General features: G+C 63.5%; 19 protein-coding genes. 8 read left to right on the top strand and 11 right to left on the bottom strand.

Annotated elements, in window-relative coordinates:
• Complete coding sequence (locus tag ACK4OE_RS04065; protein ID WP_409883224.1) at window positions 1-3,162, bottom strand: efflux RND transporter permease subunit; 3,162 nt, start codon at window positions 3,160-3,162, stop codon at window positions 1-3.
• A 21-nt stretch (window positions 3,163-3,183) separates the two neighbouring features.
• Entirely contained in the window at window positions 3,184-4,404 is a 1,221-nt protein-coding gene (locus ACK4OE_RS04060) for an efflux RND transporter periplasmic adaptor subunit (RefSeq protein ID WP_409883222.1), read from the bottom strand.
• Between the two features lie 182 nt (window positions 4,405-4,586).
• Here ACK4OE_RS04060 and ACK4OE_RS04055 point away from each other — a divergent pair, with 182 nt between their 5' ends.
• Window positions 4,587-5,270, top strand: coding sequence for a TetR/AcrR family transcriptional regulator (locus tag ACK4OE_RS04055; RefSeq protein ID WP_409883221.1), 684 nt, complete (start codon window positions 4,587-4,589; stop codon window positions 5,268-5,270).
• A 58-nt stretch (window positions 5,271-5,328) separates the two neighbouring features.
• Here ACK4OE_RS04055 and ACK4OE_RS04050 read toward each other — a convergent pair whose 3' ends face one another.
• Window positions 5,329-6,933: an HD domain-containing phosphohydrolase gene (locus ACK4OE_RS04050; RefSeq protein ID WP_409883220.1), complete on the bottom strand. Its 1,605-nt coding sequence runs from the start codon at window positions 6,931-6,933 to the stop codon at window positions 5,329-5,331.
• Window positions 6,934-7,025: 92 nt separating this feature from the next.
• On the opposite strand from ACK4OE_RS04050, the gene ACK4OE_RS04045 reads away from it, so the two are divergent.
• The 3 genes from ACK4OE_RS04045 (at window position 7,026) to ACK4OE_RS04035 (ending at window position 9,091) form a co-directional block, all read left to right on the top strand.
• Entirely contained in the window at window positions 7,026-8,024 is a 999-nt protein-coding gene (locus ACK4OE_RS04045) for a rhodanese-related sulfurtransferase (RefSeq protein WP_409883219.1), read from the top strand.
• Window positions 8,025-8,071: 47 nt separating this feature from the next.
• A complete protein-coding gene (locus ACK4OE_RS04040) occupies window positions 8,072-8,692 on the top strand; it encodes a glutathione S-transferase (RefSeq protein WP_409883270.1) in 621 nt (206 codons plus the stop codon).
• Window positions 8,693-8,872: 180 nt separating this feature from the next.
• Complete coding sequence (locus tag ACK4OE_RS04035; protein WP_409883217.1) at window positions 8,873-9,091, top strand: hypothetical protein; 219 nt, start codon at window positions 8,873-8,875, stop codon at window positions 9,089-9,091.
• A 72-nt stretch (window positions 9,092-9,163) separates the two neighbouring features.
• Here ACK4OE_RS04035 and ACK4OE_RS04030 read toward each other — a convergent pair whose 3' ends face one another.
• The 6 genes from ACK4OE_RS04030 to ACK4OE_RS04005 form a co-directional block, all read right to left on the bottom strand.
• Window positions 9,164-9,700: a disulfide bond formation protein B gene (locus ACK4OE_RS04030; protein WP_409883268.1), complete on the bottom strand. Its 537-nt coding sequence runs from the start codon at window positions 9,698-9,700 to the stop codon at window positions 9,164-9,166.
• 138 nt (window positions 9,701-9,838) lie between these two features.
• Entirely contained in the window at window positions 9,839-10,963 is a 1,125-nt protein-coding gene (locus ACK4OE_RS04025; protein ID WP_409883216.1) for a sulfate/molybdate ABC transporter ATP-binding protein, read from the bottom strand.
• Between the two features lie 15 nt (window positions 10,964-10,978).
• The gene (gene cysW, locus ACK4OE_RS04020; RefSeq protein ID WP_409883214.1) at window positions 10,979-11,893 is read right to left on the bottom strand and encodes a sulfate ABC transporter permease subunit CysW; all 915 of its coding nucleotides are present in this window, start codon (window positions 11,891-11,893) and stop codon (window positions 10,979-10,981) included.
• The gene (gene cysT / locus ACK4OE_RS04015; RefSeq protein ID WP_409883213.1) at window positions 11,890-12,780 is read right to left on the bottom strand and encodes a sulfate ABC transporter permease subunit CysT; all 891 of its coding nucleotides are present in this window, start codon (window positions 12,778-12,780) and stop codon (window positions 11,890-11,892) included. Before cysT ends, cysW begins: the two co-directional genes overlap by 4 nt.
• A gap of 6 nt (window positions 12,781-12,786) precedes the next feature.
• Window positions 12,787-13,788, bottom strand: coding sequence for a sulfate ABC transporter substrate-binding protein (locus tag ACK4OE_RS04010; RefSeq protein WP_409883212.1), 1,002 nt, complete (start codon window positions 13,786-13,788; stop codon window positions 12,787-12,789).
• Between the two features lie 234 nt (window positions 13,789-14,022).
• Complete coding sequence (locus ACK4OE_RS04005) at window positions 14,023-14,616, bottom strand: RBBP9/YdeN family alpha/beta hydrolase (protein WP_409883210.1); 594 nt, start codon at window positions 14,614-14,616, stop codon at window positions 14,023-14,025.
• A gap of 270 nt (window positions 14,617-14,886) precedes the next feature.
• Here ACK4OE_RS04005 and ACK4OE_RS04000 point away from each other — a divergent pair, with 270 nt between their 5' ends.
• From ACK4OE_RS04000 to ACK4OE_RS03985, 4 genes are all read left to right on the top strand, one after another.
• Complete coding sequence (locus ACK4OE_RS04000) at window positions 14,887-16,572, top strand: methyl-accepting chemotaxis protein (protein ID WP_409883209.1); 1,686 nt, start codon at window positions 14,887-14,889, stop codon at window positions 16,570-16,572.
• Window positions 16,573-16,751: 179 nt separating this feature from the next.
• Window positions 16,752-17,654, top strand: a complete 903-nt coding sequence (locus ACK4OE_RS03995; RefSeq protein ID WP_409883208.1) for a hypothetical protein — start codon at window positions 16,752-16,754, stop codon at window positions 17,652-17,654.
• Window positions 17,655-17,691: 37 nt separating this feature from the next.
• A complete protein-coding gene (locus tag ACK4OE_RS03990) occupies window positions 17,692-18,300 on the top strand; it encodes an RNA polymerase sigma factor (protein ID WP_409883207.1) in 609 nt (202 codons plus the stop codon).
• The gene (locus tag ACK4OE_RS03985) at window positions 18,297-19,328 is read left to right on the top strand and encodes an ankyrin repeat domain-containing protein (RefSeq protein ID WP_409883206.1); all 1,032 of its coding nucleotides are present in this window, start codon (window positions 18,297-18,299) and stop codon (window positions 19,326-19,328) included. The genes ACK4OE_RS03990 and ACK4OE_RS03985 overlap by 4 nt, the downstream gene beginning before the upstream one ends.
• 48 nt (window positions 19,329-19,376) lie before the next feature.
• On the opposite strand, the gene ACK4OE_RS03980 is transcribed toward ACK4OE_RS03985, so the two are convergent.
• Both ACK4OE_RS03980 and ACK4OE_RS03975 read right to left on the bottom strand, forming a co-directional pair.
• The gene (locus ACK4OE_RS03980; RefSeq protein WP_409883205.1) at window positions 19,377-20,246 is read right to left on the bottom strand and encodes an HDOD domain-containing protein; all 870 of its coding nucleotides are present in this window, start codon (window positions 20,244-20,246) and stop codon (window positions 19,377-19,379) included.
• A 233-nt stretch (window positions 20,247-20,479) separates the two neighbouring features.
• Window positions 20,480-21,427, bottom strand: a complete 948-nt coding sequence (locus ACK4OE_RS03975) for a LysR family transcriptional regulator (protein WP_409883204.1) — start codon at window positions 21,425-21,427, stop codon at window positions 20,480-20,482.
• Window positions 21,428-21,561 lie beyond the last annotated feature (134 nt).

Raw genomic sequence — 21,561 nt, 5'->3', positions numbered from 1 at the left:
TCAGTGGCCTTCCGACAAAACAGGGGTGGCAGCGTGCACATCTGCACCAGAGGCAGGCTTTTTGCGCCCAAACAGCTTTTGCACGATGACGAAGAACAGCGGTACGAAGAAGATGGCCAGCACCGTGCCGGTGACCATGCCACCGACCACAGCCGTGCCCAGGGCGTTTTGTGCTCCGGCGCCCGCGCCCTTGCTCAGCATCAGGGGCAGCACGCCCAAGATGAACGCCAGCGATGTCATCAAGATAGGCCGCAGCCGCATACGTGCCGCCGTGATGGCGGAATCCACCAGCGAGTGGCCCTGTGCGTAAAGCTCCTTGGCAAATTCCACGATCAAGATCGCGTTTTTGGACGCCAGCCCCACCGTGGTCAGCAGCCCGACCTGGAAGTACACATCGTTCATCTTCCACGTCAGCACCGCGCCCGCCAGCGTGCCCAGCACCCCCAGCGGCACCACCAGCAGCACCGAGAACGGAATCGACCAGCTCTCGTACAGCGCCGCCAGGCACAAGAACACCACCAGGATAGACACGGCATACAACAGCATGGCCTGGCCGCCCGCTTCGCGCTCCTGGCGCGACACACCGGTCCACTCAAAGCCAATGCCAGCAGGCAACTCGGCCGCGTGGCGCTCTACCAAATCCAGCGCCTGGCCGCTGGACATGGCACCCGGTAGGGCCATGCCCAGGATTTCCACCGAAGGCACGCCGTTGTAGCGCTCCAGGCGGGGCGAGCCGGTGATCCAACCCGAAGTGGAGAACGCGCTGAACGGAACCATGGTGCCGCTGCTGTTGCGCACAAACCATTTGCCGATGTCCTCGGGCACCATGCGGTGCGGTGCATCGGCCTGCAAGAAGACCTTCTTCACCCGGCCCTTGTCCAGGAAGTCGTTGACATAGCTGCTACCCCAGGCCACCGAGAAGGTGTTGTTGATGTCGGCCATGGACAGGCCCAGCGCACCTGCCTTGTGCTCGTCAATGTCCACGCGGAACTCGGGCGCGTCTTCCATGCCGTTGGGGCGCACGGCCACCAGGCCCTTCTCTTTCATCAGCGCGCCCAGCAGTTGGTTGCGTGCGGCCATCAGGGCGTCATGGCCCAGGTTGGCGCGGTCTTGCAGCATCAGGTCAAACCCGCTAGCGTTGCCCAGTTCAGACACCGCAGGTGGCGCAAAAGTGAACACGGAAGCATTGCGGATTTGCGACAGCGCGCCCATCGCCTTGTTGGCCACGGCCTGGGCCTTGAGGCCCGGCGCCGTGCGTTCGCCCCAGGGCTTGAGCTTGACGAAGGCAAAGCCCGTGTTCTGCCCGCTGCCCGCAAAGCTGAAGCCCGCCACCGTGAAGATCGAGTCCACCGCGTCCTTTTGCTCCTCCATAAAGTGGTGTTGCACTTGCTCCAAAACCTTTTCAGTGTTGCTTTGCGTGGCGCCAGGTGGCAGTTGCACGATGGCAAACAGCGTGCCCTGGTCTTCATCGGGCAAGAAACCTGCTGGGATCTTGGTGAACACAAACCCTACGACCACCACCAAAATGGCGTAGCCCACCATCCAGCGTCCGCTGCGCCCCAGCATGCGCTGCACCACGCTTTGGTAGCCACGGTTGCTGCGGTCAAAAGCACGGTTAAAGGCACCAAAAAATCCTTTGGTGGCCAACCCATGGCCTTTGGGAATAGGTTTAAGCAGTGTGGCGCACAAGGCGGGCGTGAGGATCATGGCCACCAGCACGGACAGCGTCATAGCCGACACGATAGTGACAGTGAACTGGCGATAGATCACGCCCGTGGAGCCGCCAAAGAAGGCCATGGGCACAAATACGGCCGCCAGCACCAGGGCCACGCCCACCAGCGCACCCGTGATCTGCCCCATAGATTTGCGCGTGGCTTCCAGGGGCGACAAGCCCTCCTCGCTCATCACCCGCTCCACGTTTTCGACCACCACAATGGCGTCGTCCACCAGCAGGCCAATGGCCAGCACCATGGCCAGCATGGTCAGCGTGTTGAGCGAATACCCAAACGCCGCCAGCACACCAAACGTGCCTAGCAGCACCACCGGCACCGCAATGGTGGGGATGAGCGTGGCGCGGAAGTTCTGCAAGAACAGGTACATCACCACAAACACCAACACCACGGCCTCGACCAGGGTCTTGACCACTTCGTGGATGGAGATGCGCACAAACGGTGTCGTGTCGTAAGGCTTGATGACCTTGACTCCCGGTGGGAAGAACTTGCCCAGCTCGTCCAGCTTCGCGTCGACCGCTTTGACAGTGTTCAGCGCATTGGCGCCCGTGGCCAACTTGATGGCCAGGCCCGCTGCGGGCTTGCCATTGAAAAGAGACACAGTGGCATAGTTCTCACCGCCCAGCTCAATGCGGGCCACATCGCTCAGGCGCACGGCAGCGCCATTGGCCTGAGTGCGCAGCAAGATACCTGCAAACTCTTCGGCCGTCTTCATGCGCGTTTGTGCCGTGATGGTAGCGTTGAGCTGCTGGCTGGCAATCGATGGCAGACCACCGAGTTGCCCAGCAGACACTTGGGCGTTCTGCGCCTGGATGGCACTTCTCACGTCCAGCGGCGTGAGGTTGAAGCTGTTGAGCTTGCTGGGGTCCAGCCAGATGCGCATCGCGTATTGCGAGCCAAACAATGTGGTGTCGCCCACGCCTTCCACGCGGCTGATGGGGTCTTGCACGTTGGCCGCCACGTAGTCAGACAGGTCCGAGCCGTTGAGCTTGCCGTCTTCGGACACAAACGCCAGCACATTTAGGAAGTTGTTGGCCGACTTGGTCACGCGCACGCCCTGCTGCTGCACCTCTTGCGGCAGCAGCGGCGTGGCCAGGGCGAGCTTGTTTTGCACCTGCACCTGGGCGGTGTCGGGGTCGGTGCCGTTCTCAAACGTCAGCGTGATGGTCACGCTGCCCGAGGACTCACTGGTCGAAGCGATGTAGGAGAGCTTGTCCAGCCCCTTCATCTTCTGCTCGATGACCTGGGTGACGCTGTCTTCCAGCGTTTTGGACGAGGCGCCCGGATACGTGGCCGAGATGGCGATAGCGGGCGGCGCAATGGTGGGGTATTGGGCGATGGGCAGTGTCAGCACTGCCATCACCCCAGCCAGCATCGTGATGATGGCAAGCACCCACGCGAAGATGGGGCGGTCGATGAAAAAACGGGCCATGGGATTCTCTTTGCAGGGTGTTCAACGGGCGCTGGAGGGGGCAGCTTCGGCGCTACTCGCGGCGGCCATCTTCTGCGCCGCTTCCGTCTTTTTGATGGCTGCGGGGGTGTAGGGCTGGGCTTGCACAGGCTGGCCAGCGCGCGCTTTTTGCTGGCCTTCCACCACCACGGTGTCGCCAGCTTTCAGGCCGTCGGTCACCAGCCACTGGTCACCCACGGCACGGTCGGCAGTCAGGCTGCGCTGCTGCAACTTGCCTTCGCCATCCACCACAAAGACGTAGGGCTTACCGGTGGTGTCACGGCCCACAGCGGGCTGGGGCACCAGCAGGGCTTGCTCCAGCACGCCCTCTTCCAAAACAGCGCGGGCATACATGCCCGGCAGCAAATCGGCGCGGGGGTTGGGGAACTCGGCGCGCAGCGTCACGGCGCCCGTGCTTTGGTCCACCGTCACGTCCGAAAACTGCAACTTGCCTGGCTGCGCGTACACGCTGCCATCCTCCAGTACCAGACGCACCTTGGCGTTGCCGGTTTTGAGGGTGCCTGCGTCCATCGAACGCTTGAGCGCCAGCAGCGTACTGGTGGACTGCGTCACGTCCACATAGATCGGGTCCAGCTGCTGCACCGTGGCCATGGCACCGGCCTGATTGGCTGTGACCAGCGCGCCAGGGGTGACGCTGGAGCGCCCGATGCGCCCGCTGATGGGCGAGGTGATGCGGGTGTAGTCCAGGTTGATGCGCTGGGTTTGAAGCGTGGCGCGGGCGGCGCTGACTTCGGCCTCGGCCTGCAGCAGCGACGCGGCGGCGTCGTCGGCATCCTGCTGGCTCACGGCCTTGATGGCAGACAGCTCCTTGAAGCGCCCGGCCTTCAGCCGCACCGTGACCAGGTTTGCCTCGGCCTTGGCCAGAGTGGCCTGGGCGCTGTCCACACTGGCGCGGTAGATGGCGGGGTCGATCTGGTAGAGCAAATCACCCGCCTTCACGTCACTGCCCTCTTTGAAGCGGCGCTGCAGCACCAGCCCGGTGATCTGGGGGCGCACCTCGGCAATCAGCGCCGGGGATACGCGGCCGGGCAGCTCGGTGGTCAGCGGCAGGCGCTGGGGCTGCACGGTAATGACCCGGACCTGGGGCACGCCCCCGCCGCCAGTGGCCGGGGGCTGGGGCGCTTCGCCGCAGGCGGCCAGTGCCAGGGCGGAAACGGCGGCCAATACGGCCACGGGTCGTTGAATAGCAGGATGCAAGCGCATGAACAAGGCTCCTCGGCCCAGGCGCTTTGGCACGCCCGACCTGACAAAGTGAAAACTCGATTTAACTGTACCGAACGGTACGGTATTGACGATTATCAATTTGACACAATCGGCTTGTCAAGCAAAAATGGACTCGCTGGTACAGTTATGAGCGCAGTTACAAAAAAACGGAGGAGCACGGCATGAAAGTTCGCACGGAGGCACGCCGCGAGGCGATCTTGGACATCGCCTCGCAGGTCTTTCTGGAGTTCGGTTTTGAACGAGCGTCGATGGCCGAGATCGTTCGCCGTATTGGCGGCTCCAAGTCCACGATCTATGGCTACTTCCCTTCTAAAGAGGCGTTATTCCAGGCGGTGACGCAGGCTGCGGGCGAGCGGCATATCCAGGCGTCGTTTGACGAGCTGGCAGCGCATGACATGCAACATGGCATCCGCGAAGTACTGGTCCGGTTTGCCGAAAAGCTGGCCACCTTCATGTGCAGCAAAGACCTGATCGCCACCCAGCGCATGGTGCTGGCAGAGGCGGGCCACTCCAGCATGGGCGAGCTGTTTTACGAAGAGGGCCCCAAGCGCGGGATGGAGGAGATCGCTGCCTTCTTGACCCGCGCCATGGAGCACGGCCATCTGCGCCAAGAAGCGCCTTTTGTCGCCGCGCTGCAGTTCGGCGCGCTGGTGCAGGCGGAGATCCAGCTGCGCTGGTACTACAAAGACCTGCCGCCCCTGCCGCCCGAAGACATCAAAGCCCTGGCCGACCGCGCCGTAGCGACCTTCTTGCGTGCCTATGCGCCGGAGGCTGCAGGCGCCGCGCCCCCACCCGCCAACGTGGAAGCCGCGCCGCCAAAAATCAAGAACAAAAAGACGGCCTAGCGCTCTATGGACAAGCGCTACATGCTATGCATTTAATAGCAATTCGCAATGCCTGCGTTCACATGTCGCGCTGCGCGGGCTCCAGAAACTCCTGCGCGTAGCGCAGGTGCACGCCCTCAGACACAAACACATCGAACAGGTCGGGGTCGATGTGCCCACCATCGCGCATCTTGCGCATGATGGCGAGGGCCTGCGACAGGCTCATGCCACTCTTGTAGGGCCGGTCGGCCGCCGTCAGGGCCTCAAACACATCGGCGATGCCCATCATGCGGGCCTGCAGCGACATCTGGTCGCGCGTCAGGCCGCGTGGGTAGCCCTTGCCGTCCATGCGTTCGTGGTGGCCGCCTGCGTATTCGGGCACGTTTTTGAGGTGGCGCGGCCAGGGCAGCGTCTCTAGCATCTTGATGGTGGCGACGATGTGGTAGTTGATGGTGTCGCGCTCGGCCTGGTTCAAGGTGCCTGAGCGGATGGTCAGGTTCTCCACCTCCTCAGCGCTTAAAAAGCTCGTCTGCACGCCCTGCGGGTTGCGCCAGTGGCGCATGGCGGCAATGTCGCGCACGCGTTGCTGGTCTTCGGGGCGCATGGCCTCGGTGCCGGTGTTGCTGCGACGCAGAAACTCGCGGTCTTCTTCCAGCGCGTGGATTTCGTGCTGCAACGCCTGCAGCTCCTGCCCCTCGGCGCGGGCGTCCACCACCGGGCGCAGGGCCAGCTGGCGGCGCAGCGCTGCAAGTTCGGCATCGCGCTTCAAGACTTCAAACCGCGTGTCCACCAGGCCAATGCGGTCGTACAGGGTCTGCAGCTTGGTGGCCTTGTCCACCACGTGCACGGGCGTGGTGATCTTGCCGCAGTCGTGCAGCAGGCCGGCCATTTTCAGCTCGTACCGGTCGCGGTCACTCATCGAAAAACCCGCCAGCGGGCCCTCCCTGGTGCCGTCCACCGCCTCGGCCAGCATCATGGTGAGGGCGGGCACGCGCTGGCAGTGGCCGCCGGTGTAGGGAGACTTTTCGTCAATGGCCAGGTTGATCAGGTTCACGAACGACTCGAACAGGCGTTCGAGCTGCGTGATGAGCAAGCGGTTGGTCAACGCAATAGCGGCCTGCGAGGCCAGCGATTCGGCCAGGCCCTGGTCGGCTTCGGAGAAGGTGGTGACCTCGCCGGTGTCACAGTCGCGTGCGTTGATGAGCTGCAACACCCCGATCAGCTCGTGGTCGTGGTTCTTCATCGGCACGGTTAAGAACGACTTCGAACGGTAACCGGTGCGCGCATCGAAACTGCGCGTGCCCGAAAAGTCGAAACCTTCGGCGCTGTACGCATCGGCAATGTTCACCGTGCGGTCGTGAATGGCGGCATGCGCAGCCACCAGCGAATCGTTGGGCGTGCCATCGGCGTTGCGCAGCGGCAGGTGCGGAAAATCAATCGGCTTGCCCGTGGTGCCCCCCAGGCGGATGTCCAGCGAGTCGGTGCGCAGGATTTCGAACTTGAGCGCGGATTCGTCCTCGGTCACGCTGTACAGCGTGCCCCCGTCGGCGCCGGTGATGGCCTTGGCCGCTTCCAGAATGTTCTCCAGCAAGCGGTCAATGTCACGCTCTCTGGACAGCGCAGCGCCAATGCCGTTGAGCTGCTCCAGGCGGCGAAACAGGTTGACTGTGGATTCCTGGGCCATAAAACACCTTGGGCGCGCGTTGGGGACTTGCGCATCGTAACGAAAAGTGACCGCTATCATCAGCGTTCTTTTCTGCTCTCTCCCCCCATTTCGTGGACTCGGTCACACCCCGCTATCTCACTGTTGCGCTTTACCAGTTTGTCGACCTGCCCGACTGCGCCACGCTGCGCGCGCCGCTGCAGGCACTGTGCAACGAGCGCAGCGTGCGCGGCATGCTGCTGCTGGCGACCGAAGGCATCAACGGCACCATTGCAGGCGCCCCCTCCGATGTGTTGGCCGTGCTGGCCTGGCTGCGCAGCGATGCCCGCTTTGCGAACCTGCAGCACAAAGAGGCGCCCACTGAGCACCAACCGTTCTACCGCATGCGCGTGCGGCTCAAGCGCGAGATCGTGACCCTGGGCGTGCCAGGCCTGAACCCCGCACTCAATGCGGGCAAGTATGTGAAGCCGCAAGACTGGAACGCGCTCATCGACGACCCCGCCGTAGTGGTGGTGGACACGCGCAACGACTACGAGGTGGGCATTGGCACTTTCGAGCGCGCCATCAACCCGCATACCAAGAGCTTTGCGGAGTTTCCGGCCTGGGTCGAACGCGAGAAGCAACCCGGCGGCGTGCTGGCGGGCAAACCGCGTGTGGCCATGTTCTGCACCGGTGGCATCCGCTGCGAAAAGTCCACCGCCCTGCTCAAGTCGCAGGGGTTTGACGAGGTGTTCCACCTGGAAGGCGGCATTCTCAAGTACCTGGAGACGGTGCCCGAGGATGCCAGCCGCTGGCAAGGCGACTGTTTTGTGTTTGACGAGCGCGTGTCGGTGGGCCACGGCCTGGCGCCCGGACACCACCAACTGTGCCGGTCATGCCGCATGCCGCTGGGCGAGGCTGAACGTGCGTCGCCCCACTTCGTGCGCGGCGTGAGCTGCCCCTACTGCCACGGCACCCGCTCGGCGGAGCAGGAACGCGCCCTGGCCGAGCGCCAGCGCCAGATGGACCTGGCCGAGCAGCGAGGGCAACCGCACCTGGGCGCGCGACAGCCGGGAGCCCTCCTTCGCAGCATCACCCGTGACGAAATCCCGGATGAGGACGATTCCCCGTGAGCGCTGCCCTGCCCGTTCTGTATTCCTTTCGCCGCTGCCCGTATGCCATGCGCGCGCGGCTGGCGCTGGCCGTGAGCGGCCAGGCCTGCGAACTGCGCGAGGTCGTGCTGCGCAACAAACCCCAGGGCCTGCTGCAGGCATCGCCCAAAGCCACCGTGCCCGTGCTGGTGCTGGCGGACGGCAAGGTGCTGGACCAGAGCCTCGCCATCATGCAATGGGCGCTGGCGCAGCACGATCCTGCGCGTTGGCTGGCTCCCAGCGAGGGCACCGAGGCGGACATGCTCGCGCTGATTGATGCATGCGACAGCCACTTCAAACAGGCGCTCGACCGCTGCAAGTACCCGGGCCGCTATCCAGAGGCAGGTGTCTCTGTGGCGCGGACGCGGGCTGTGGAGTGGCTGCAAGGACTGGAAGAGCGACTTACCCTATGCCCCTTCTTGTTTGGGGACCACGCGGCCCTGGCGGACATGGCGATTGCCCCGTTCGTGCGGCAGTTCGCGGGCATTGATACTGTCTGGTGGGATGCCCAGCCCTGGCCGCACCTGCACGCCTGGCTGGCACAGTGGCAGGCGAGCAACCTGTTCGAGAGCGTCATGCACAAGCTGCCTGCCTGGGTGGATGGCACCGTAGGTGTGCCGTTTCCCCACCTCGCCGGGGCTGCAGACTGACTCCATCGATGCCTACCTGCTTGAGATCGGGGCTTCGGGCACCATGTGTTAAAGACACCTCTGCACGGCGCGAAAACCTGTCCCGCTGCAGCACCATCCCATTTCGATTGCACGGCGACGCGGTGCATTCACAGGCTTGCCAATGCGGAGCCACCCCCAAGAACCACGGATGGACCCAAGATGAAGATCATCGACGAGATGCTGAACCTGGATTTGCTCACCTACGAGCAGCACCTGGAGATCAGCGCGTGGATTGCGCGCTCTAACTCGCCCGAAGAGATATTGCAAATGCCCCCTCCACTTTGGCAAGCCGTGGAGCGCGCCAGCCAGACCATGGGCATCAATGAAGACTTGCTGCGTCCGCCGTCGTTGGATGCAGGTGACGTGGTATTCAATTAGCCGACATCTGTGCACCAATGAATAAGGCGCTCCGGGGAGCGCCTTATTAGCGGGATCGATGCACCCACATCATCAGGCCATCGAATAACCTGAACCGCTGCGGCGCCCGCCCTTGAGGCCGCGCACCAGCAGCGCTAGCAGCACAAGCCCAAACCCCACAAAGCAAAGGAACGACCAGTTGGCAATCGAGCCGCCCAGAAAGGTCCAGTCGATTTCTGCACAGTCGCCCGAGCCACGGAAGATCATCGGGATGGCGCGGCTGATGGGGTAGTTTTCGATCATTCCGTAGAAGTCGCGCCCGCAGGTCGCGATTTCGGGCGGATACCACTGCAGCCAGCTCTGGCGGGCAGCCACAAAGGCGCCGAACCCGGACGACAGCAGCGCCAGCGCGGCCATGGTCATCCACCAGCCTTTTTGGCCTCTAGCGCTTGCCAGAGCTGTAAAGATTGCTACACCAATGAGAGCATAACGCTGCACGATGCACATCGGGCAAGGCTCCAGGCCCACCACGTGCTGCAAATACATGCCAAAAGCCAGCATCGCCACACAAGCCACGCTGATCAATGCCAGCACACGGCGCGGGGCCGCAGTCAACCAATTCATTTTTATCCCTCATCAAATAGCCATCGCCCGGGGCGCTGCATGCTAAAAACCGGCGCGCCCCAAGCCAGTGCACCCGTGGATCTGGCTCCGCCAGTCCCCGGGTGCGTCCCCCCAGGGGGAAGACGCGAAGCGGCTCAGGGGGAATCAGATGCCCGCGGCGTGATCCAGAAAAACCCGGGCGCGGCGCGGTGTCACCACCAGCGTCTCGCCCTCTTTGAAACCCATCTCCTTGAACTGCTGCGCAGGGATCTGCGCTTCGATCAAGTGGTCTGGGGACGCATTGTCCGCTGGTTTGTGGTCATCGGATGGAATAAGTTCCAGCCGCGCAATGGGGCCCACCACGATGGCACGGCTCAGTTGCGCGACGATGCCACGCGGGCGGCCCTGGGCGTCGAGCCCCGCGCCGGGAGAATACCGCTGCACGTCCAGGTCGTGCGGGCGCACATAGGCAAACGCCTTGGTGTCCTGGGTGGTGGCGTGTTCGGGCGAATCGATCTGCATGCCATCGAGGTGCACCAGGCCCTCGTGCGCGCGGCCGTGGAAGAGGTTCACATCACCCAAAAAGCCGTACACAAACGGGCTGGCAGGCTGGTCCCACACCTGCTGGGGCGAGCCGCTTTGCTCGATGCGGCCCTGGTTAATCACGACCACGCGGTCAGCCACTTCCAGTGCCTCTTCCTGGTCGTGCGTCACAAAGATCGAGGTGACATGCAACTCGTCATGCAGGCGGCGCAGCCAGCGGCGCAGTTCCTTGCGCACCTTGGCGTCCAGCGCACCAAAGGGCTCATCGAGCAGCAGCACCTTGGGCTCCACCGCCAGCGCGCGCGCCAGGGCAATACGCTGGCGCTGGCCGCCCGACAGCTGCGAAGGAAAGCGGTCGGCCAGCCAATCAAGCTGGACCAGTTTCAGCAGATCGGTCACCTTCTGCTTGATCTGCGCTTCACTCGGGCGCTCCTTGCGGGGCTTCACGCGCAGGCCAAATGCCACGTTCTCGAACACGGTCATGTGGCGAAACAGCGCGTAGTGCTGGAACACAAAGCCCACGTTGCGCTCGCGCACGTGTACGTCGGTGGTGTCTTCACCGCTGAAATGGATGGTGCCCACATCGGCCGTTTCCAGGCCCGCGATGATGCGCAGCAGCGTGGTCTTGCCGCAGCCCGACGGGCCGAGCAGCGCGATGAGTTCGCCCGATGCGATGTCCAGGCTCACATCGCGCAGCGCATGGAAGTCGCCAAACTGCTTGCTGACGTTACGGATTTCAATGCTCATGGTGTTCTTCTTCCTTCAACGGGCGGTGGGCACCGGCAATGACGCGGGCCGCTCGGGGGGCAATTCGGCGGCGGCCTTCATGGCTTGCTCGTTGCGGTGTTCGGCAATCGTCTTGATGACCAGCGTGACCAGAGCCAGCAAGGCCAGCAAGGATGCAGCGGCAAACGCAGCGACCGACTGGTATTCGTTGTACAGAATTTCGACGTGCAGCGGGATGGTGTTGGTCTGCCCACGGATATGGCCCGACACCACCGACACCGCGCCGAACTCGCCCATGGCACGCGCGTTACACAGAATCACACCGTACAGCAGCCCCCACTTGATGTTGGGCAAAGTCACGTACCAGAAGGTCTGCCAGCCCGTAGCACCCAGCACGATGGCGGCCTGCTCCTCGTCATTGCCCTGCGCCTGCATCAGTGGGATCAGCTCGCGGGCGATGAATGGGAAGGTGACGAACACGGTGGCCAGCACAATACCTGGCACGGCAAAGATGATCTTGATGTCATGCTCTTGCAGCCACGGGCCAAACCAGCCCTGCGCGCCAAACATCAGCACATAGACCAAGCCTGCCACCACGGGGGACACCGAAAACGGCAGGTCCACCAGCGTGGTCAAAAACGCCTTGCCTCTAAATTCGTACTTGGCAATGCACCAGGCCGCTGCCACGCCAAACACCAGGTTCAGTGGCACCGCAATCAACGCGGTTATCAGCGTGAGCTTGATGGCCGACCAGGCATCGGGCTCGCGCAGGCCTTCCAGATAAGCGCCAAAACCTTTGCGCAGCGCCTCGGCAAACACCGCAGCGAGCGGCAGCACCAGAAACAGCAGCATGAAGGCCAGCGCGATACCGATCAGCGTGTAGCGCACCCACGGCGACTCTGTCGTACCCGCCTGTGTGCGGCGCACGGTTCTTGTAGCGGCCCCGCTCATGCTGGTGCCCCTGCGTGGCGGCGCTGCCAGGCTTGCAGTGCGTTGATGATGAGCAGCAAAACGAACGAGATGACCAGCATCACGGTTGCAACCGCAGTAGCGCCCGCGTAGTCGTACTGCTCCAGCTTGCCGATAATGATGAGCGGCGTGATTTCAGACACCATGGGAACGTTGCCCGCAATAAAAATGACCGAGCCGTATTCGCCCACGGCCCGCGCAAATGCCATGGCAAAGCCGGTCAGCAGCGCGGGTGTGATGGAGGGCAAGATGACCTTGGTAAAGGTCTGCAAGCGCGTGGCGCCCAGGCACGTAGCGGCCTCTTCCAGCTCCTTTTCAGCATCTTCCAAAACGGGCTGCACGGTGCGAACCACAAACGGCAGGCCGATAAAGATGAGCGCAATGACGATACCGGCGGGCTTGAAGGCCAGCTGGATGCCCATGGGCTCCAGAATCTGGCCGACCCAACCGTTACCCGCCAGCAGCGCAGTCAGCGAGATACCCGCCACGGCGGTGGGCAGTGCAAACGGCAAATCCACCAGCGCATCCACGATCTTCTTGCCCGCAAACTTGTAGCGCACCAGCACCCAGGCAATCAACAGACCAAACACCAGATTGACCAAGGCTGCGATGAACGAAGCGCCAAACGTGAGTTGGTAAGACGCCACCACCCGTGGCGAGCTGACGGCCGCCCAGAACTGGTCCCAGGTCAGCGTGAAGGTCTTGAAAATCAGCGCCGACAGCGGGATCAGCACGATGATGCTGAGATAGAAAAGTGTGTAGCCCAGCGTGATGCCAAAGCCTGGCAGCACCCGCTTGGGCGCACGCCGTCCGGCCTGCGCGGAGGCCAACAAGGCCCCCTGCGCGGCCGCAGAGGTCGCGACGGTCATGTTGGCTTACTTGGTGCTGTAGATCTTGTCGAACTGGCCGCCATCATTGAAGTGCACCTTCTGCGCTTCTGTCAGCGAACCAAAGTACTTGGCCACGGTGAACTGCTTGAGGGGCTTGAACGTGGCCGCGTGCTTCTTGAGCACGGCTTCCGAGCGGGGGCGAATAGCGTGCTTGGCGGCAATTTCTTGCGCTTCGTCCGAGTACAGGTAGTCTAGGTACGCCTTGGCCAGCGCGCCCGAGTTCTTTTTGGCAACCGTGCGTTCAACAATGGCCACGGGGTTCTCAGCCACCACGCTCACCGACGGGTAAATGGAGTCGACCTTGCCCGCGCCAAATTCGCGGTCGATGGACACCACTTCGGATTCAAACGTGATCAGCACGTCACCGATGTTGCGTTGCAGGAAGGTGGCTGTGGCATCGCGCCCGCCCTTGGCCAGCACCGGCACGTTCTTGTACAGCTTGGCGACAAACTCGGCGGCCTGCTGTTCGGTGCCTCCCTTTTCGCGCACAGCGCCCCAGGCGGCCAGGTAGGCGTAGCGGCCGTTGCCGCCCGTCTTGGGGTTCACCACGACCACCTGCACGCCGGGCTTGATCAGGTCATCCCAGTCCTTGATGCCCTTGGGGTTGCCGTTGCGCACCAAAAACAGCATGGTGGATGTGGTGGGCGATGCATCGTGCGGAAACTTCTTGGCCCAGTCCTTGGCGACCACGCCGCTGTCGGCCAGGAACTGCACGTCGGTCGTGGTGTTCATGGTGACCACGTCAGCGTCCAGCCCGTCCCGTACGGCACGCGCCTGGGCGCTGGAGCCCGCATGCGACTGATCGATCTTCACATCTTGGCCGGTGGTCTTCTTGTAGTGCGCGGCGAACGCGGTGTTGTAGTCCTTGTAGAACTCGCGCGACACGTCATACGACACGTTGAGCAGCGTACTTTGCGCTGCCGCCAGACCACTGGTGGCCAGGGCCAGCGTGGCCAAAAAGGTCTTGAGTTTCAGAGAAGTCGTCATGGTGCGTCGCCTGATGAAAAGCTGGAGATGGCGGATTGTGCAGAGCGTCGCTTAAAACTCAAAAGAATATATTTTTGTTAATTAATCCAATTTTGGAATATAGAACCCTAAACCCACACCCACCCTCACTGACAAGCCTGCGACTGTAGTTTGCAAGCCAAAAAATACAAGCAAAAATAGGCTCTAGCGCTTATCCAGCAAGCGCAGGCAGCTATAAATTGAGGAGTATTAAAGCTACGCCGCTGTGGACGACGTGTGCGCTACACCAGGAGCCCGCGCGACCTGCGCACTGCCGCCCGCCTGATCACCTTCCAGCGACTGCAGCAAAGCCCACCCCAGCGGCCACTCCCCATGGCCCGAGTCGACGTTGATGTGCCCGGCGTTTTGCATGCGTACGAATTCGCTGGCCCAGGCACGGGCGTAGGCACCGGCCAGGCGGATGGGGCAATACGGGTCGTTGCTGCTGGCCACCACGATACTGCGGTACGGCAGCGGCGCGTAAGGCACCGGCGCAAAGTCGCTCAAGATGGCACGGCGCTCCGGGTCGGCGGGCGCCACCAGCAATGCGCCGCAGATACGAGCTGCGGCATCCGGCCCCATGTGCGTTGTGGCGATGCAGCCCAGGCTGTGCGCCACGATCACCACCGGGTGCGGCGCGGCCAGGACGGTTTTTTCGAGCTGCCCCACCCAAGCCGTACGCGTGGGTGTGATCCAGTCGTCCTGCACCACGCGGCGGGCGTGTGGCAGCCGTTCGGCCCACAGGCTTTGCCAATGTCCGGGGCCAGAGTCGCGCCAGCCGGGGACGATGATGATGGAAGTGGTGCTCACAGTGTCGGCATTCTGCGAGCCGGTCTTTAAAACCCAAACGACTTAATTCTTTTAATTTAATCGCCAAATCATCTAACAAGCAACTACCTTCAATGACCTATGAAGATTTTGACTATCGTTTGTTTAATTTAAACACATCAGTTTGTTTTGCGACCAAGGCGTACAATCGTTACTAATTGCAAATAGGTAGCGGTGCAGCGTAAGCACTTCTGTCACTGCCGGTCTGTATTGCCATCTCCGTTTCAGAACATCTTCACGAGGCACATTTCAATGCACACATGGAAAATCAGTCAGCGTCTGATGGCGGGCTTCGGCCTGGTCATCGTGGCTTTGCTGGGTATGTCGATCTACAGCATGCTGACAGCCCGAGGCATTGACAACGCCTTGACGGCCAACGCCACCCAGAACGCGGTCATCCAGCGCGTGGCCATCAACTTCCGGGGGTCGGCGCATGACCGCTCCATCGCAGTGCGCGACGTGGTGCTGGCGCCCAACGAAGATGCGCGCAAGAAGGAAGTGGAATCCATCGCGCGGCTGGCCGATTTTTACGCCAAATCGGCCACGCAGCTGGATGCGGTCCTCAAAACCGCCACACAGGTGCCGCCCGAAGTGGGGCCCATGGTGCAAGCCCTCAAGGACATCGAGACCCGCACGGTGGCAACCACCAGCAAGGTGGTTGCACTGATGCAGGCCGGTGACCGCGCAGGCGCAGAGACCCTGCTCTGGGCCGAGGCCAAGCCCCAATACGAGCAGTGGCTGGCAGCTGCCAACAAGCTCATAGACTACGAAGAAGCCCGAATCACCAAAAACAGCGAAACGGCCAACCAGGACGCAAGCCAGTTCACGGGTGTGATGCTTGCCATCACCCTGCTGGCCGTGCTGATCAGCGTCGGTGCCACGGTGTTGGTGTCGCGCAGCATCGGCCGCGAGCTGGGCGCAGAACCCAACGAAGTGCGCGCTGTGGTGCAGGCCATACAGCAGGGCGACCTCACTGTGCCCGTGCATGTCAAGGCGGGCGACACCGGCAGCGTGATGGTGGCCGTGCGCGACATGCAGCAGCGTTTTCATGAGCTGGTGTCTGCCGTGCGCGACAACATTGGGCAGCTGCGCAGCACCAGCGACGACATCAGCAGCGGCAATCAGAACCTGGGCAACCGCACTGAACAAGCCGCCAGCAGCCTGGAGCAGACCGCAGCCAGCATGGAAGAGCTGACCGCCACCGTGCGCCAGAGCGCTGATTCGGCCCGCCAGGCCAACCAGTTGGCCACCACGGCAGCGGGCACCGCCACCAAGGGCGGCGAGGTGATGCAGCAGGTGGTGAGCACCATGCAGGACATCCACCACAGCAGCCAGAAGATCTCCGACATCATTGGTGTGATCGACGGCATCGCGTTTCAGACCAATATCCTGGCGCTGAATGCGGCGGTCGAAGCGGCCCGTGCCGGTGAACAAGGGCGCGGCTTTGCGGTAGTGGCGACTGAAGTGCGCAGCCTGGCTCAGCGCAGCGCGGCGGCAGCCAAAGAGATCAAGTCACTCATCCAGTCCAGCGTCGAGAAGGTGGACTCAGGCACCCAGCTGGTGGCCAACGCAGGCGTGACGATGAACGAAATCGTGCAAGGCGTTCAGCGCGTGAACGGCATCATCGGAGAGATCAGCACTGCGGCTGCCGAGCAAAGCGACGGCATCTCGCAAGTCAACGTGGCGGTGACGCAGCTGGACCAGATGACGCAGCAAAACGGCGCACTGGTGGGCGAAAGCACTGCGGCTGCAGAGAACCTGCGCGAACAGGCACAGCGCCTGGCTGATCTGGTGGCAGTGTTCCATGTGGCCGGTGGCATGGGTACCCGCACAGGCTCTCGCAGCGGCAGCGGCAGCGGCACCGGCGCTTCGCAGAACATGCGCGGCGCCACAAGCAAAGCCCTTTCCGTGCCGGGCGTGCGCCGACTTGCTCACTGAGCTGCGTTGATAGCGTAGGTAGCCTGGCGCGCGCGGGGCCGCAGGGCCGCGAGGTGGCCAGGTGGTCCAGCCCAGGAAAAGGGGCAAAAAGATGTGAATTTTTTTGCCCTGCCTTAACCCCATGGACCCCTCCCGTTCGTTTCACTCAGCACCAACATCTTTTTTGGATTGGAGCTGCCATGAAACACGGTTCACTCACCCTCCCCGCCCTGACCGCCCTCACGGGACTGGCCGCTCTGCTGGCGCTGACCAGCCTGTCCGCCCATGCCATTGGCCGCCTGGCCGACGTGACCATCGTCGACCGGGATACCGGGGCCACACTGCCTGTGCACTTTGCCAAGGGGGAACATTGGGTGGCGGGCCGCCCAGGTGCACGCTATGCCATCACCGTGCGCAACCGGATCGGTGAGCGGGTGCTGGCCGTGCCTTCGGTGGACGGCGTGAACGTTCTCAGCGGCGAAACCGCAGCCTGGGACCAGCGCGGGTACGTTTTCTCGCCCTACGAGCGCTACGAGATCACAGGCTGGCGCAAAAGCAGCAGCGAGGTGGCTGCATTTGAGTTCTCTCACATTGCCAACTCGTACGCCAGCCGCACGGGACGCCCGGCGCACGTGGGCGTGATTGGCATCGCGCTGTTTCGGGAACAAACGCCAGCGCCCGCGCGTTCCGTTGCGCCGGAGCCCAACAGTCAGCGCGAACACCGTGACAACGGCATGGGCGAAGGCGACGGCGGCAATCGCCTGGGGCGCCTGCGCGACGAGCCTGTGCCCCGGTCGCGTCCAGCTCCAGCGCCCGCCCCCTCCAATCTGGCCGAGTCTTTGGCGCGGTCGCAGGCGGCCGACAGCGTGGCCAAGCCGTCGGCCAAGCTGGGCACGGCCCACGGCCAGCGCGAGACGTCGGTTGTCACGCACACCACGTTCACGCGATTGCAGGACCGGCCCAACGAAGTCATCAACATCCGATACGACAGCCTCGACAACCTGATCGCCAGCGGCGTGATCCGCGAGCCCATCGCAGGGCCGCAGGTGCCGCGCGCGTTTCCGCAGTCGGACCGTTTTTCTTACGTTCCCGACCCCAGGTAGGGATGGATGCCTCCATGCCCGACGCAGCCGCCGGCGAATGAGGGCCCCCTCGCATAATGCGCGGGTGCCTGCCGCCCCACCCTCCGAAGACGCCGACGAGACGCTGATGCTGCGTTACGCCGGAGGAGACATGGGCGCGTTTGACACGCTGTACGAACGGCACGAGCTGGCAGTGTGGCGGTTTGTGTTCCGCAGCGTGAAGGTGCAGGCGGTGGCGGATGACCTGCTGCAGGACGTGTGGTTTGCCGTGGCGCGCAGTGCGGGCAGCTACGAGGCCAGGGCGAAGTTTCGGACCTGGCTGTTCACCCTGGCGCACAACCGGCTGGTGGACCATGTTCGCACCGCCAAAAACCACACCAGTCTGGACACGAGCGACGAGGACGAGCGCAGCCTGGCGGACACGCTGGTGGCTGATTCAGGCTACGGGCCAGTGCGGCAATTGCAGTCGCGCGAGCAGGCCACCGCGCTGATCGCCGCGGTGGAGCAACTGCCCCAGGAGCAGCGCGAGGCGTTTTTGCTGCAGGCCGAAGGCGACCTCAGCGTTCAGGAGATTGCCGAGACCACCGGCGTCCATTTTGAAACCGCCAAGAGCCGCCTGCGCTATGCGCGGGCCAGCCTTCGCCAGCACCTCAAGGAGTTTGCATGACCAGGCAGGATGACGAACTGGTCCGCCGGTACCAGGAGGCCAGCGCGCAGGAGGACGCCCGCCCGGGTGCGCAGGTGCGTGACGCCGTGCGGGCGCATGCGCAGATGCTGGCGGCAGCCTCCGCCACGGCTTCACCGCCCGCAACAGCCCTCCCCAGCCGAGCCGCCGCCAACCAGTCGCGCTGGAAGATATCGGCGCTGGCCACCGTCGCCCTGGTTGGCCTGACGGGCTTGCTGATGCCGCAGTTCGAGCGTGGAACGCCCGAAGAACGTGACATCGCTTTTGGTCAGCAGCGCGCTCAGGCACCGGTCCCTGCGGCGGCACCTGCACCTTTGCCCACCGCAGTCCCTGCAGCACCTGCCGCACGTTCAGAACGTTCAGAACGTTCGGCACCAGCGACCCGGGAGCCGGAACCCCTCACGCGCCCGGGCACGGACGCTGCGATGTCCGGTTTCCCCGCATCGCCGCCCGCCACGCCCGCCACGCCGCGGGCGCCAGCCGCACCTGCCCCTGCCCCTGCCCCTGCTCCCGCTCCTGCTTCGGCAGAAGGTGCCCGCGCAGAACTGTATGAGCACTCAGCCATGCAGGACAGGTCCGTAGCCCGTTCGATGACTCCGCCGCGCACAACGCCGTCCCACGCGGCGCCATCGCCACATGATCAGCCACCGATGGCCCGCAGCCTGCCCAGCGGCAACGCGGCGAGCGGCGACCCGGCAGAAGTCGCACCACGGATGCAAAAGGCGCTCGACCCGTCGCTGCCACGGGCGTTGCGCGACGCAGCCTGCGTGGGCAACGCCCGCGAGGTGGAAAGCCTCGTCAACCAGGGCGTGCCCGTGGATGCGCGCGACACCGCAGGCAGGACGGCGCTGATGATTGCGGCCCTCAACGGGCATACTGCAGCGGTGCAAAAACTGCTGACGCTGGGCGCCCAGACCGCGCTGGTGGATGGAGACGGGCTGACCGCCGCCCAGCACGCCCGGCGATGGGGCTATGGGGCCATTGCGGACCTTATCGACGCAGCGCGTTGACTACCTTGGCGGCAGCCATGCGTCAACCCTGACCGGAGAACTTGGACCTCAGAACCGCACCGCCTCAAAAGCCGGGTGCAGTTCATCGATCCAGTGGTTGAGCTCGTCCTCCGACACGTCCAGGTGCTGCATGCAGGCTTCGCCATGCAGTAGCCATTCGCGTGTGGGGGTCAGGTTGTCGTGGTGGTTGACCAGGTACTCGGCCAACAGGCCCAGGGCGACCAGGTGGCGCACCGTGGGGTTGAACCGCTCGTCACCCAGGCACGCAAAGTCGTGGTGCAGCCAGATGGCCTGCGCCACGTCGCCCGGCAGGTGCCAGGTGCGCGCCACGATGGCGCCCATCACTGCGTGGTCGGTGCGGTGGCTGGCGTTTTCGGTCTGGGTGAAGGTGCGGTCCTTGCGGGCCAGGGCTTCGGTCACCGTGCCTGCATAGCCGCGCACCGCCTTCACCAGCACCGGCATGCCGACATGGCAGAACAGCCCAAAGCTGTAGCCCAGGCCGGGGTCCAGGCTGTACAGCTGGTGGCCGATGTGTTCGCACGCAATGGCACGGCGTTGCGAGCTTTCCCAGAAATGCTCCAGCAGCGGCGAGCGCACCATGAGCGCGTTGCGCGTGATGAACGCGGCAAGCAGCTCCACCGACGGCCGCAAGCCCAGCACGGTGAGTGCCATGCCCACCGTCTGCACGGGCTGCGCCAGCCCATACAACGGGCTGTTGGCCAGCCGGATCAGCGCCGCAGCCATGGCGACATCAGACGATGCGAGCTGCTCCAACGCCACCGAATCCAGCTCGGGCTCGGCCATGATGGCCTGCAGGCGCAGCAGCGACTCGGGGCACGGCGGGATCACGATGGCCCGCACGGCAGGGTGCACGCGCACTTGCTGGATATGGTGGTCGATGGGATGTGAGGTGGTCACGAAAAATCTCTGGGGCCTGGCCTGTGCGTACCCCGCACAAAACACTGCCCACGCAGTTGCAATTCGTTGCATTGTGGGGGCAAAACGCAGCACTTTCAGTGCGTCCGCCTGCTGCGGCAGGTCATTCGCGCAAAAGTCGCGCGACACGACCGCGTGTCACACCCTCACCAAGTACATCTGTGCGTTTTTGTGCAGCGTTGTGAGCAGACAACGCGCGCCGCACCCTGTCGCCTTCAGATATCCGCCCCGTCCAGCCCCTGCAAAGCCTGGCGGCTACTCAGGCTGCTGCGCCCCGGCATGGCCTCGCCCAGGTAGTCCAGAAAGCGCCGCACCGCGGGAGACAGCCCCCGGCGTGACGGGAACACCGCATGCACGATGGCAGGGGCCGGTGCCCAGTCGGGCAGCACGCGCACCAGTTTGCGTTCGCGCATTTCGTCCTGACACATGTAATCAGGCATCCAGCACACGCCCGTGCCCGCAACCGCCGCATATTTGAGGGTGAGCAGGTCGTCGGCCACATACCGCGGGGTGTGCTGCACCATCTGCTGCACGCCGCCGGGGCCGATGAGGTTCCAGGTGGAGCGCCCGTCGGGCGCCGACATGGAAATGCTGTCGAGCTTTGCCAGATCTTCCAGCGTTTGGGGCGTGCCCTGGCGGATCAGCAGGTCGGGGCTGGCCACCAGGATCTGCGTGGTGTGGTCCAGCCGCTTGACCACCATGCTGCCGCTGTCGTCCAGCGTGGGCCGCACGCGCAAGGCCACGTCGACGCCATCTTCCACCAGGTTCACCGCGCGGTTGCTCACCAGCATTTCAATCCGCACCTGGGGGTAGTCGGCCAGAAAGCGGGGCATCAGCTCGGCCACCACGGTTTGCGCCAGCGTCACAGGGCAGCTCACACGGATGGTGCCGCAAGGCACCGTCTGCACCTGGGCCGCCACATCGGCTGCCGCCTGGGCCGATTCGCGCATGGCCTGGCAGTGGCGCAAATACGCCTCGCCCACCTCGGTCAAAGACAGCTTGCGCGTGGTGCGCTGCAGCAGGCGCACGCCCAGCTGGGTCTCCAGCTCTGACACGCGCCGGGACAGGCGGGATTTGGGAATGCCGAGCGCACGGCCCGCAGCGGCAAAGCCACCGCGCTCCACTACTTCGGCGAAATACAGCATGTCGTTGAGGTCTTGCATGGCGTGAAAACAGGTTTGGAGAGCGCGGGATTCGTTCTATGGGTAGAACAATCTATCGCAAGTTCCCTACCTTATCAACGATTGGATTGATCTCCACAATTGATCCATTGGCCACACGGTGTGGCTACCACCAC

It is taken from the genome of Acidovorax sp., assembly GCF_046314175.1.
GTDB lineage: Bacteria > Pseudomonadota > Gammaproteobacteria > Burkholderiales > Burkholderiaceae_C > Acidovorax.
Note: the sequence above shows the minus strand (reverse complement) of the source record. Positions and strands in the feature narration are given on the sequence as shown.

Excerpts from the sequence above, each read along its gene's own strand:
- ACK4OE_RS04065 (WP_409883224.1), bottom strand. The coding sequence starts at position 3,162 with ATGGCCCGTTTTTTCATCGACCGCCCCATCTTCGCGTGGGTGCTTGCC.
- ACK4OE_RS03990 (WP_409883207.1), top strand. The coding sequence starts at position 17,692 with ATGAGGGCCCCCTCGCATAATGCGCGGGTGCCTGCCGCCCCACCCTCC.
- ACK4OE_RS04000 (WP_409883209.1), top strand. The coding sequence starts at position 14,887 with ATGCACACATGGAAAATCAGTCAGCGTCTGATGGCGGGCTTCGGCCTG.
- ACK4OE_RS04055 (WP_409883221.1), top strand. The coding sequence starts at position 4,587 with ATGAAAGTTCGCACGGAGGCACGCCGCGAGGCGATCTTGGACATCGCC.
- ACK4OE_RS03975 (WP_409883204.1), bottom strand. The coding sequence starts at position 21,427 with ATGCAAGACCTCAACGACATGCTGTATTTCGCCGAAGTAGTGGAGCGC.
- ACK4OE_RS04035 (WP_409883217.1), top strand. The coding sequence starts at position 8,873 with ATGAAGATCATCGACGAGATGCTGAACCTGGATTTGCTCACCTACGAG.
- ACK4OE_RS03985 (WP_409883206.1), top strand. The coding sequence starts at position 18,297 with ATGACCAGGCAGGATGACGAACTGGTCCGCCGGTACCAGGAGGCCAGC.
- ACK4OE_RS04025 (WP_409883216.1), bottom strand. The coding sequence starts at position 10,963 with ATGAGCATTGAAATCCGTAACGTCAGCAAGCAGTTTGGCGACTTCCAT.
- ACK4OE_RS03995 (WP_409883208.1), top strand. The coding sequence starts at position 16,752 with ATGAAACACGGTTCACTCACCCTCCCCGCCCTGACCGCCCTCACGGGA.
- cysT (WP_409883213.1), bottom strand. The coding sequence starts at position 12,780 with ATGACCGTCGCGACCTCTGCGGCCGCGCAGGGGGCCTTGTTGGCCTCC.
- cysW (WP_409883214.1), bottom strand. The coding sequence starts at position 11,893 with ATGAGCGGGGCCGCTACAAGAACCGTGCGCCGCACACAGGCGGGTACG.
- ACK4OE_RS04010 (WP_409883212.1), bottom strand. The coding sequence starts at position 13,788 with ATGACGACTTCTCTGAAACTCAAGACCTTTTTGGCCACGCTGGCCCTG.
- ACK4OE_RS04040 (WP_409883270.1), top strand. The coding sequence starts at position 8,072 with ATGCGCGCGCGGCTGGCGCTGGCCGTGAGCGGCCAGGCCTGCGAACTG.
- ACK4OE_RS04050 (WP_409883220.1), bottom strand. The coding sequence starts at position 6,933 with ATGGCCCAGGAATCCACAGTCAACCTGTTTCGCCGCCTGGAGCAGCTC.
- ACK4OE_RS04060 (WP_409883222.1), bottom strand. The coding sequence starts at position 4,404 with ATGCGCTTGCATCCTGCTATTCAACGACCCGTGGCCGTATTGGCCGCC.